Raw genomic sequence first — 10631 nt, forward strand, 5'->3', positions numbered from 1 at the left:
ACCTGACTCAACCAGTCGGCCTCCAACGGCTGATGCACGCTACGCAGATGACGTGCAAGGTGGCATTGGCATCGACCACGATCAACTGAAGGCCCAGGGGCTGTGGTTCCTCCATGCTCTCGGAGGGTACGACGGCTGCCGCCGAGCGGGTATGAAGCCGCAGGCGCTCCGCAGCCTCTGAGCCCCGCATCTGCTCGGCCACGACACTGGCCAGCGCACCGGTCGAGTCCAGGTAGGGCCAGCGCTCCTGAAGTTCGTCGCGCAGCGCTTGGACCAGGGTGAACGTCGGCGTTCGAAGTGCTATATGGCGCTCGCCACGCTCGAGCCGACGCCAGCCCATCTTGCTCATGCTGTGCTGAAACAATTGCTCCCACGTAGCGTGTTCCGCTGCCGTCGGTAGCTGGGCGTCCGCCTGGATCTGAGCGGTCAGGGTGGAGCTGAGAATATCGCTTTGCAGTTGCGCTGCCAGGGTGGAAGGCAGGACAAGGACCTGCCCGCCTACTATATAAACGTCCATGAAATTATCTGCACCTAGAAAGTGTAATTACAAGATATAAACCCACTTTGATAAATGAGCCGGCAACGAGTGCACTCGCTGCCGGCTCAGTTATTTTACAGAGGCAGATCGTCAAAGAAGCTTTCAGCACTCTCTGTCAGTTTTCGCTCGATGGCGGCTTGCACGCGCTGGTAATGTTTGAAGTTCAGTTCAATCTGTTCCAGTGAACGAAAGACATCCAAATGCTCTTTCTTCCACTTGACGAACCAAAAGCCACCCTGGGTTTCCTTGCGCTGCAAGTTAAAGCAGGCCATCAGGCACACCAGGTTTCCGTAACTCGATTCAGCACAAGGCATGATCTGAAAGTTGCTGGAATCCTGATGAGTACTTTTACGCTCAAACTTCAGACGGGCGTCGTCGTTCTTCTTCAGGGCATCCAGCGCCACGCCGGTCAAGCGCAGGAAGACACCCTTGTTCGGACCGGCGATGGCGCTGATCAACTCCAGAACGATCTCATTGACCTCGAACTCCACGCCGCTAGGCACATAGCGTTCACGGGGGCTATTGGTGGTGATGAAGCCGCACATCTTCATCACCTTGAGATAGTGCTGATACCACTCCACCCGCTGGTGCTTCTCCGGAAACGCTGCATCCGAACTGAGTTCTGCCAACAGCGCGATATTCTGCACGGCTTCCTTGTTGGCTGGCGATACACCGTCCACAAACGCGACCACGGTACTTTCGGCAACGGCCGCGGCAGAGTCGACGGCCACCGCTCGCGAATTAGTCGAGAAGTTTCGCAGGGCGACGCGAGGCGGCATCTTCAACGCGCTGATGTCATTGAGGCACTGTTCCATGTTCATGAAGTTCTTTCCTTAGTTCAATTAACCCGGTGAATTCCGGAACTTGAAGATAAGCAAACAACTCCATGAAGTCCAGAGACTGAAGGTGCGTGAAAAAAACATCTCAAAAACGTTCTGGGCCAGTCTGGCCGCGGCCTGCAGCCTTATATGCGTCTTTTTCGGTATCAGAGAATGGCTTGTGGAACAGCCGCGCACAAAACGGCGGCTGCCCACTTCCGAGCGCTATCGTGGCAATCAGCGTTTTTGACCGTACCAACGCGGTGTATACACCCACTCCCCGCCCCCGGCCCTGGCAAAGGTGCAGGTGGTCGACGAACCCACCAGAACCATCGTGCGCATGTCCACCTGCTCTGGCGTCAATGCGCCCAAGGTCACCACCCGCAACGTCTGCCCTGGACGGCCGATATCACGGCCCAGCACTACCGGTGTTTCCGGCAAACGATGCAGACGTACGATTTCCAGCGCGCGCCCCAGCTGCCACGGCCGTGACCTGGAGATGGGGTTGTAGAACGCCAGCGCCAGATCGGCCTGGCAGGCCAGGTCCAGTCGCTTCTCGATGATGTCCCAGGGCTTGAGGTTGTCTGACAGCGAGATCACGCAGAAATCATGCCCCAGCGGCGCACCGGCTTGAGCAGCGGTAGCGAGCGAGGCCGAGACGCCCGGCAGCATCTCGAGCTCCACCGAATGCCAGCTCGGATCGCTGGATTCGTGCAGCGCTTCCAGCACGGCCGCGGCCATGGCAAACACGCCCGGGTCGCCGGACGACACCACCACTACCGAACGCCCGCTGGCAGCCAGCTCGAAGGCATGCCGCGCACGCTGCATCTCTTCACGGTTGTCGGTGCAATGCCGCACCTGGTCGGGGCGAAACGGACCGGCCATGCGTACGTAGGTTTCATAACCCAGCACGTCGTTGGCTCGAGCCAGCTCGGCCTTGACCGCCGGCACCATCAGGTCCGAAGCCCCGGGGCCGAGGCCGATCACCGCCAGACGTCCCCGTGGCCGGCCAATACTGGCGATGTCTATGGGTTGCTGGGCTACGGCAATGGCCAGGCTGTCGCCCACCCGCGTGGGGGGCAGCCATTGCGGTACCGCCCGAGCCGCCAATTGCGCCACGTCATCGGCTGCCGGGGCAAATCGCAGCGGTACGCCCAGTGCAGCGGCGGCCTCTTGCAGGCGGGGATCGGCCATATCGGCATCCGCGGCCAGCAAGCAGGCCAGGGACGGCTGGGCGATGCGGGCTTCGTGCAATGCCGCGCGCACGGCATCGGCCAGCGCAGGCAAACGTGGGTCCACCGCGACCAGCACATTGCGTGGGTAGATCAACAGTTCGTTGGCAGACGGTTCGCGCTCGTCGCAGCCAATGTGAATGGCCAGCCGCGACTGCGCTGCCTCTGGCAGCCGTGCCTGAGCCAGCCAGGGCGCATCGCCTTCGACCCGCACGGTTTCGCCCGCCAGCAAATCGGAGACGAAGCGCTTGCCCAGTTCCAGGTCCCCCAGCGCGTAGCCATCGGGCGGGTTGAGCAAGCATGTGCCAAAGCGCAGTTCACCGCTGGTGGTGATGGCAGGTGCCACGGCCAGCGCCGCGGCGATTTCGCGGGCAAGTACATTGACTCCGCCCAAGCCACCGAGCAGTGGCACCACGGCACTGCCGTCCTCCGCCACGGCCAGCACGGGGGGCTCGGCGCCTTTTTCCAGCAGCACCGGTGCCAGGCTGCGGATGACGATGCCTGCCGCGCACAGGGCGAGGATCGGCGTATCGCGCTGGTAAAGCTCGCGCAGGGTGGCACCGAAGTCGTGGTAGACCCGGTCGGCGCCCACCACGCGTTCGGCCAGGCCATGAATCAGCGCCTGTGGATAAAGCTGCTGCAGCGCGCGAGCCGTGGCCAGCGCGCCGTTGCCCAGAATGACGATTGCCGGAGTGTTCATCAGCCCTGCCACCTTTCGCCAGGCACGATGATCAGCGAGAAGTACGGTGACGACATCGGATCGACCTCTGCCAGGGGCACGATCTTCTGGTTGGCCATGGTCGCGCGCTCGACGTAGAGCGCGCGGTCGGCCAAGCCCAGTTCGGCCAGCACCTGGCGCACCTTGGGAAAGTTGCGACCCAGCTTCATGATCACCGCCGCGTCGGCATCCGCCAGGCGCCGCTTGAGGTCATCGGCGGGCAGCACACCGGACAGTACCGACAGGCTCTGATTGCGATACACCAGCGGAGCACCCAGCACCGAGGCGCCGCCCAGCATCGAGCAGACACCGGGGATCACCTGAGCCTTGTAGCGCTCGGCCAGGCGGTCATGCAGGTACATGTAGGAGCCATAGAAGAACGGGTCGCCTTCGCAGATCACCGCCACATCACGCCCGGCATCCAGATGGGCGGCCACGTCGAGACTGGCGACATCGTAGAAGTCGCTGATCACCTGTTCGTAGGACAACGGCGCCGGCAAGGCTTCGGTGGTCACCGGGTACACCAGTGGCAGCAAGGTCTGCTGGGCCTGCAGATGCCCTTCGATGATGCCGAAGGCATTGCCCTTCTTGCCCTTGGCCACGAAGTAGGCCACCACCGGCGCCTCGCGCAGCAGGCGCAGGGCCTTGAGGGTAATCAGCTCAGGGTCGCCGGGGCCGACACCCAGGCCGAGCAAACGTCCACGCGGCTGCATCATTCGACCTCCGTGGCCAAGGCATTGACCGCCGCCGCAGCCATGGCGCTGCCGCCTTTGCGCCCTTGCACGATGACGAAAGGCACGCCACGGCTGTCGGCGGCCAGCATCGCCTTGGACTCTGCCGCGCCCACGAAGCCGACGGGAAAGCCCAGAATCAAGGCCGGCTTCGGAGCGCCGGCGTCGATCATGTCCAGCAGGTAGAACAGCGCCGTGGGGGCGTTGCCGATCACTACTACTGCGCCTTCCAGATGGGGCCGCCACAATTCCAGGGCCACCGCCGAGCGGGTGTTGCCAAGCGCTTTGGCCAGGTCGGGCACGCTGTCGTCCTTGAGGGTACAGATCACCTCGTTGTTGGCCGGCAGGCGGGCACGGGTGATGCCTTCGGCGACCATGCGCGCATCGCAGAGGATCGGCGCACCCGCGGCCAGGGCGTCGCGCCCTGCCTTGCCCGCGCCTTCGGAGAAGCGCAGGTCCTGCACCACCTCGACCATGCCGCAGGCGTGGATCACGCGTACGGCCAGTTTCTCCAGGTCGGCAGGGATCGCGTCGAGGTTGGCTTCGGCGCGGATGATGGCGAAGGAATTGCGATAGATCTCCTGACCATCGCGGATGTACTCAATCATGGGTGTCGCTCCGTGAGCAGCCACGTAACAGGTGGGCGGCTGCGTCCAGTGAAAGGTGGCGCGCCTGCAGAGCACCGAATCCGGGCTGTGAGGCGTCGCGAGCATACAGGTCGTAGTGACCGGGGCTGGTGGCCAGCAATGTCGCCGGGGCTACATGAGCCGAGGCGCAGGACCGCGCGCAGCCGCTCAGGTGCACGCTCAGTGGCTGTCGATTCGGCAGGCGTTGCGCGAGTAGCCTGGCATCGGCCTTGGTGTCGGCCAGGCCTTTGGCGCAGCCGGCGGAGCCGGTGCAGGCAATCAGCGCAGCCAGGGGCTGCTCGGCGGCGGTGATGAAGCCCAGCGCCGTGAGCTGCGCAAGGACCGCTTGGGGACGGACCAGGTTGGGCAGCAGCAGACCTTGCCAGGGGGTAATACGCACGGTGCCATCACCGTGCTCGCGAGCCAGCCGGGCAGCACCGCGCAGCATAGCGGGGGTGAGGCGCCCGAGGGGCGCCAGGGTGGCGATGAAACTCAGGCCCGGCTGCAATTGCGGCTGGATGCCCAGTTTGAACGTTGCCGGTGCGCGCTCGCAGGGGGCTGGATGGATGGGCAAGCCCAGGGTGTCGGCGAATGCTTGCGGGGTGTCAGGGAGGACGCCATCGCGGGCAGAGCCCGCTCCCACAGGAGATCGAAGGTGTCCCGGATGCATCGGATCAGCCTGGCCCCCCTGATGGGATCGAGGGTGTCCCGGATGCATCAGGGCAGTGTGATCTCCACTGTGGGATCGAGGGTGCCCCGGATGCATCGGGGCAGTGTGATCTCCACTGTGGGATCGAGGGTGCCCCGGATGCATCGGGGCAGTGTGATCTCTACTGTGGGAGCGGGCTCTGCCCGCGATGGGGCCGGTGGGGTTGGCAAACAGCTCGCGCATACGCGATTGCTCGGGCCCCGCTACCTCGAGAAACCGCTCGAGCACTGCCATGACCAGCTCATGACCCTGATCGAACGCCACCGCGCCCAACGCCCGATCCCGACCGGGGCACCCGGCCAAGCCAAACGCCAGCCAGACCTGGCCATCGGCCTCGAACGCCGACAACCACAGATCGTGCGGATGTTCGAGCATCGCCAGCCCTTCACCGCCATCGAGTTGCACGGCAAATTTGGCCGACAGTGCATGCAACCGCGGGCGGGTCTCCAGGCTGTGGAGGATCTGCGCAGCCAGTGGGCGCACATCGACGATCTGCTGCGGATCGATGCCGGCACTGGGACTGAGCATCAGGTTGCGCACGTCATCGCCGGCGGCCTCCCGAGGGCCGAGTCCGGCGGCGAGCAACAGGTCGACCAGCGCATGCTGCTGCGTACCAATCCCACGGATCTGCAGGTTGGCCCGGTTGGTGGTCTCGATCACCCCAGCGGCATGGCGCAGCGCCGCATCGGCCACGGCCTCGGCCTGGGCAGCAGTCAACTCGCCACCGGCCAGTTTGATCCGGCAGATACCGCCGTCCAGCGCGCGGACGATACGCAGCAACCCCGGGCAAGCCGAGGGGCGGACAGCGTTCGAAGGCTCGTTCAAATGGACACCGGACACGTGCGAAAAACCACTGGAGTGTAGAAGGCGCGGTATTATGCCTGCTTTGGCCGAAGGCATGAAAAGTCTGCCCGTCGGAATAGTTTTGTATGAGGAATGTTCATGTCGGCATGGCTGACCCTGGTCGGTATCGGAGAAGACGGTTTCACGGGCCTGGGCAAGCAAGCGCGGCGGGCACTGCTGGGTGCCCAGCGCATCTACGGCAGCCCTCGCCAGCTGGACCTGCTGCCCCGCTGCGTCACTGCGACACGGGAACAATGGCCGCGCCCGTTCAGCCTGGAACCTGTGCTGGCGCAGCGCGGCGCGCCGGTGTGCGTGCTGGCCAGCGGCGACCCGATGCTGTACGGCGTCGGTGCCAGCCTCGCCCGTCAACTGGACGTAACCGAACTGCGGGTGCTGCCGGCGCCCTCCTCCTATTCCCTGGCAGCGGCGAGATTAGGCTGGCCATTGCAGGATGTTGTGACGTTATCGGTGGTCGCCCGGCCCGTAGCCGCGCTGGCGGCGCACTTCTTTACCGGTCAACGCCTGCTGGTGCTGAGCAACGACGCCACAAGCCCCGGGGCCATTGCCCAGTGCTTGCGCGAGCGCGGCTTCGGGCCCAGCCGCATGACCGTGCTGGAACATCTGGGCGGCGCAGCGGAGCGCCGCCTCGACGGTCATGCTGTGGATAACTTCGAGGGCTGTGCCGACCTCAATCTGGTTGCCATCCAATGCCAGGCCGAGGCCGGCGCGCCGCGTCTGGCGCGGGTTGCCGGCCTGCCGGACAACGCCTATCGCCACGACGGCCAACTGACCAAACGCGACGTCCGCGCCGTGACCCTGGCGCGCCTGGCGCCGCAACCCGGCGAACTGCTGTGGGACGTGGGTGCAGGAAGCGGCTCCATCGGCATCGAGTGGATGCGCGCCCATCCCAGTTGCCGCGCCCTGGCCATCGAATCGGACCCAGGTCGCCAGGCGTTCATCGAACACAACCGCGACGTGCTCGGCGTGCCCGGCCTGCAGTTGATCCGGGGTCGGGCGCCAGATGCCCTGCACGGTCTGGAACAGCCTGACGCGATCTTCATTGGCGGCGGCGTGACCCGCGCCGATGTGCTGCACACCTGCTGGACCCAGCTCAAACCGGGGGGCCGGCTGATCGCCAACGCCGTGACCGTGCAGAGCGAACTGGCCCTGGTGCAGTGGCGCGAACGGCACGGTGGCGAGCTGACCCGCCTGCACATCGCCCACGCGCAGCCCTTGGGTGAATTCGATACCTGGCGCCAGGCGCTGCCGATCACGTTGCTCGAAGCGGTCAAGCCCCTCGATGCGTGATGAAACCGCCGAACAGCCCGCACCGCTGCGCAGTGGCCTGACCACCGGCAGCTGCGCAACGGCCACCAGCCTCGCGGCAGCCCGTCTGTTGCTGACCGGCGAGTGCCACGATGCCGTGGATATCGTGCTGCCCAAGGGCAAGCAGGTGCAGATGCGACTGGAGTTCTGCCGCCTCAGCGGCAAGGGTGCCGAGGCCGGCACCTTGAAGGATGCCGGTGACGACCCGGACGTCACCCACGGCGCCCTGCTGTATTGCCAGGTGAGCCTGATCGATACGCCAGGTGTGTGCTTCGTCGCCGGCAGCGGCGTCGGCACGGTCACCCGCCCGGGCCTGGTACTGGGCGTGGGCGAGCCGGCCATCAATCCGGTGCCACGGCGCATGATCGGCGAGCATCTGGCCCGCCTGGCCGAAGAGCGAGGCTACACCGGCGGCTTTCAGGTGACGGTGAACGTGCGCGATGGCGAGTCGCTGGCCCTGAAAACCATGAACCCGCGCCTGGGCATTCTTGGTGGGTTGTCGATCCTGGGCACCAGCGGCATCGTGCGGCCATTTTCCTGCGCGGCCTACATTGCCTCGATTCATCAGGGTATCGATGTAGCGACTACCAACGGCTACCGGCACATCGCGGCCTGTACCGGCAACGCCAGCGAAGACACCATGCGCCGCGTTTACCAACTGCCCGAGATTGCCCTGATCGAGATGGGCGATTTCGTCGGCGCCGTGCTCAAGCACCTGCGCAAGGTGCCTGTGGATAAACTGACTCTGTGCGGTGGCTTCGGCAAGATCAGCAAGCTGGCCGCCGGGCACATGGACCTGCACAGCCGACACTCGAGCATCGATCTGCCGCAACTGGCGGACTGGGCTGCCAACGTAGGCGCCGGGGCCGAGCTGCAAGCGCAGATTCGCGCCGCCAATACCAGCCAGCAAGCGCTGGCCATGGCCCATGCGCAAGGCGTGATGCTGGGTGATGAAGTCTGCCGCCACGCTTTGCTGTTCGCTCGCAGCGTGGTGCCCGCACAGGTACAGGTGGAAGTGTTCGCCATCGATCGACAAGGCGGCGTGGTTGGCCGCGCAGGAGTGTTGTGATGAAACGCGTGCTGCTGCTGGGCGGCGTCACCGAGGCGCTTGCCATCGCTCGCACCTTGGGGCCGGAGCATGTTTATAGCCTGGCCGGCGTGGGGCGGGTGCCTACGGATCTGCGCTGCCAGGTGCGAGTGGGGGGCTATGGCGGTGCTGAGGGGCTGGCAGCGTTCATCCGCGCCGAAGGCATTTCACTGCTGGTGGACGCCACCCATCCCTATGCCGCACAGATCAGCGCCAATGCCGCCGTCGCTGCGGCCCTGGCCGGCATCGAGTGCTGGGCGCTGCGCCGACCCGCCTGGGTCGCGCAGCCTGGCGACGACTGGCGAGAGGTAGGAGGCTGGTCTGAATTGGTGCAGGCATTGGCACCGTTCAACCGCCCATTGTTCACGTTGGGCCGCGAGCCGATGCAGCATCTTGAGGGCATTCCCGCGCACCAATTCTGGACACTGCGGGCGCTGGACAGCTATCCGGGCAACGACCGCTGCGAGGTCCTTGCAGCCCGCGGACCTTTCGCTCTGGAGGATGAACGGAGGCTGTTCGGCAGTCGCCGGATCGATGTATTGATCAGCAAGAACAGCGGCAGCGCGGCGACCGAGCCGAAGTTGCAGGTGGCGCGAGAGTTGGGGCTGCCGGTGCTGGTGTTGCGGCGGCCGTTGTTGCCGGAGGTGGATCGGGTGTTCCGCGGGGTGGAAGAGCTGGTGGACGGGCTGGCGGGGTTTGGAGGTTCAGACCGGGGGTGAATGGTCCCTTCACCCCAAGTCCCAGGCCATCTGAAACCGTCCTACCCACCCCATCACATTTCTGGCTAAATACCCCCTTCGCCTACCCTGCCCACGGACGCCTTCGATGAAACGCTTCTGGACCGCCTGCCTGCTCGTTCTGCTCGCCACCACGGCCCATGCCGAGCCTCGGGAATACAGGGCCGGCGAACTGCTGATCGTCGATCCCTGGGCGCGGCAGCTACCCGAGAATTCTCAAACCTCGTCGGTGTACTTTGAACTGCGCAATCGGGGATTGAAGGATGACACCCTGACCGGCGTCGACACGCCCATCGCTGGCACCGCGCAATTGCATCAGCACCTCGACCATGACGGCATGATGAAAATGCAGCAGGTGCAAGGGGTGACGATACCCGCGGGCGGGCATGCCACGTTCGCACCCATGGCCTTCCACGTGATGCTGTTGGACCTCAAGCTCAGCAGCCCGTTGCAGGCCGGGCAGCACTTCCCGATCACCCTGCACTTCAAGGACGCTGGCGACTTCGTGGTCGAGGTTCAAGTGCTGTCCGAGCCTCCTGCGCAGCCTGATGCTGACGAGCATGCCCACTGACTGAATGAACCCTGTGAGCGCCTCGCGCCCCGACTCCCGCCGCCGCCCCACCTCGGCGCGCGGCACCTGGATCAGCCTGTTTGCCATGCTGATGATGTTCATCGGCCCGCTGATTTCCCAGTCGATGCCGATGGACCACAAGATGGGCGCGATGCCCATGGACATGTCGATGTCCATGGCGATGCCCGAACAGGGTGGGCATGGCGATCATTCGGCGCACCCTGGCCACAGCTCGGGTGACAGTGAGCTGCATGCCCTGTGGGAAAAATGCGGCTATTGCAGCCTGTTCTTTCATTGTCCGGCGCTGCCGCAGGCGGTGGCGCTCGCAGGGGCCGAATCGCAGCGCCCGCCCGTATTCTTCAACCTCCACCCCCGCCAGGGGCACGCGGGTCAGGCTGTGTTCCCCGGTGCCAGAAGCCGGGCCCCGCCGTCGTTGGTCTGAGTTTTACAGCCCTCTGTAGATGAAAGCTTGTGCGGTGTCCGCGAGGGCGCCACCGCGGGCGGAGCCTGCTTCACCAGAACACCCCGGAAACGCTACTCATTGGCGCGCACGCTGCCCGCGATACCGTCCGCGCGGACAGCACACAACCCGACACACAAAACAACGACACACGTGGGAACCGATTCACAAATTAAAACCTCATTCGACAAAATTACGTGGCGCTCACCTTTCTCTGCCGGGCTATTCGTCGAGC

General features: G+C 64.6%; 11 protein-coding genes. 5 read left to right on the plus strand and 6 right to left on the minus strand.

The annotated features are described in order from the left end of the window. Positions 1 to 7: 7 nt before the first annotated feature. The 6 genes from B3397_RS09540 to cobG all read right to left on the minus strand — a co-directional run bounded on the left by B3397_RS09540 (position 8) and on the right by cobG (position 6197). Positions 8 to 517 (minus strand): hypothetical protein, encoded by a 510-nt coding sequence (locus B3397_RS09540; RefSeq protein ID WP_296249384.1) that lies wholly within the window; start codon positions 515 to 517, stop codon positions 8 to 10. A 95-nt stretch (positions 518 to 612) separates the two neighbouring features. Beyond that, on the minus strand, positions 613 to 1359 hold the full coding sequence (locus B3397_RS09545) for a hypothetical protein (RefSeq protein WP_296249385.1): 747 nt from the start codon (positions 1357 to 1359) through the stop codon (positions 613 to 615). 234 nt (positions 1360 to 1593) lie between these two features. Continuing rightward, on the minus strand, positions 1594 to 3288 hold the full coding sequence (gene cobJ / locus B3397_RS09550; protein ID WP_296249387.1) for a precorrin-3B C(17)-methyltransferase: 1695 nt from the start codon (positions 3286 to 3288) through the stop codon (positions 1594 to 1596). Next, positions 3288 to 4019 carry a precorrin-2 C(20)-methyltransferase gene (locus tag B3397_RS09555; RefSeq protein ID WP_296249399.1) on the minus strand — a complete coding sequence of 244 codons (732 nt, stop codon included), beginning with the start codon at positions 4017 to 4019 and terminating at the stop codon, positions 3288 to 3290. Before B3397_RS09555 ends, cobJ begins: the two co-directional genes overlap by 1 nt. Further along, on the minus strand, positions 4019 to 4645 hold the full coding sequence (locus B3397_RS09560) for a precorrin-8X methylmutase (protein ID WP_296249389.1): 627 nt from the start codon (positions 4643 to 4645) through the stop codon (positions 4019 to 4021). The genes B3397_RS09555 and B3397_RS09560 overlap by 1 nt, the downstream gene beginning before the upstream one ends. After that, positions 4638 to 6197, minus strand: a complete 1560-nt coding sequence (gene cobG, locus B3397_RS09565) for a precorrin-3B synthase (RefSeq protein ID WP_296249390.1) — start codon at positions 6195 to 6197, stop codon at positions 4638 to 4640. Before cobG ends, B3397_RS09560 begins: the two co-directional genes overlap by 8 nt. Positions 6198 to 6314: 117 nt before the next feature. Between cobG and cbiE the strand changes: the two genes are divergently transcribed. The 5 genes from cbiE to B3397_RS09590 all read left to right on the plus strand — a co-directional run bounded on the left by cbiE (position 6315) and on the right by B3397_RS09590 (position 10378). Continuing rightward, positions 6315 to 7523, plus strand: a complete 1209-nt coding sequence (gene cbiE / locus B3397_RS09570) for a precorrin-6y C5,15-methyltransferase (decarboxylating) subunit CbiE (RefSeq protein ID WP_296249392.1) — start codon at positions 6315 to 6317, stop codon at positions 7521 to 7523. Beyond that, the gene (locus B3397_RS09575) at positions 7516 to 8610 is read left to right on the plus strand and encodes a cobalt-precorrin-5B (C(1))-methyltransferase (protein WP_414704366.1); all 1095 of its coding nucleotides are present in this window, start codon (positions 7516 to 7518) and stop codon (positions 8608 to 8610) included. Before cbiE ends, B3397_RS09575 begins: the two co-directional genes overlap by 8 nt. Beyond that, positions 8610 to 9347, plus strand: a complete 738-nt coding sequence (locus B3397_RS09580) for a cobalt-precorrin-6A reductase (RefSeq protein ID WP_296249393.1) — start codon at positions 8610 to 8612, stop codon at positions 9345 to 9347. Before B3397_RS09575 ends, B3397_RS09580 begins: the two co-directional genes overlap by 1 nt. A gap of 106 nt (positions 9348 to 9453) precedes the next feature. Next, positions 9454 to 9936 (plus strand): copper chaperone PCu(A)C, encoded by a 483-nt coding sequence (locus B3397_RS09585; RefSeq protein WP_296249394.1) that lies wholly within the window; start codon positions 9454 to 9456, stop codon positions 9934 to 9936. Between the two features lie 13 nt (positions 9937 to 9949). After that, a complete protein-coding gene (locus tag B3397_RS09590) occupies positions 9950 to 10378 on the plus strand; it encodes a DUF2946 domain-containing protein (protein ID WP_414704367.1) in 429 nt (142 codons plus the stop codon). The last annotated feature ends 253 nt before the right edge of the window (positions 10379 to 10631 follow it).

It is taken from the genome of Pseudomonas sp. UBA4194 (assembly GCF_002379585.1).
Classification (GTDB): domain Bacteria; phylum Pseudomonadota; class Gammaproteobacteria; order Pseudomonadales; family Pseudomonadaceae; genus Aquipseudomonas.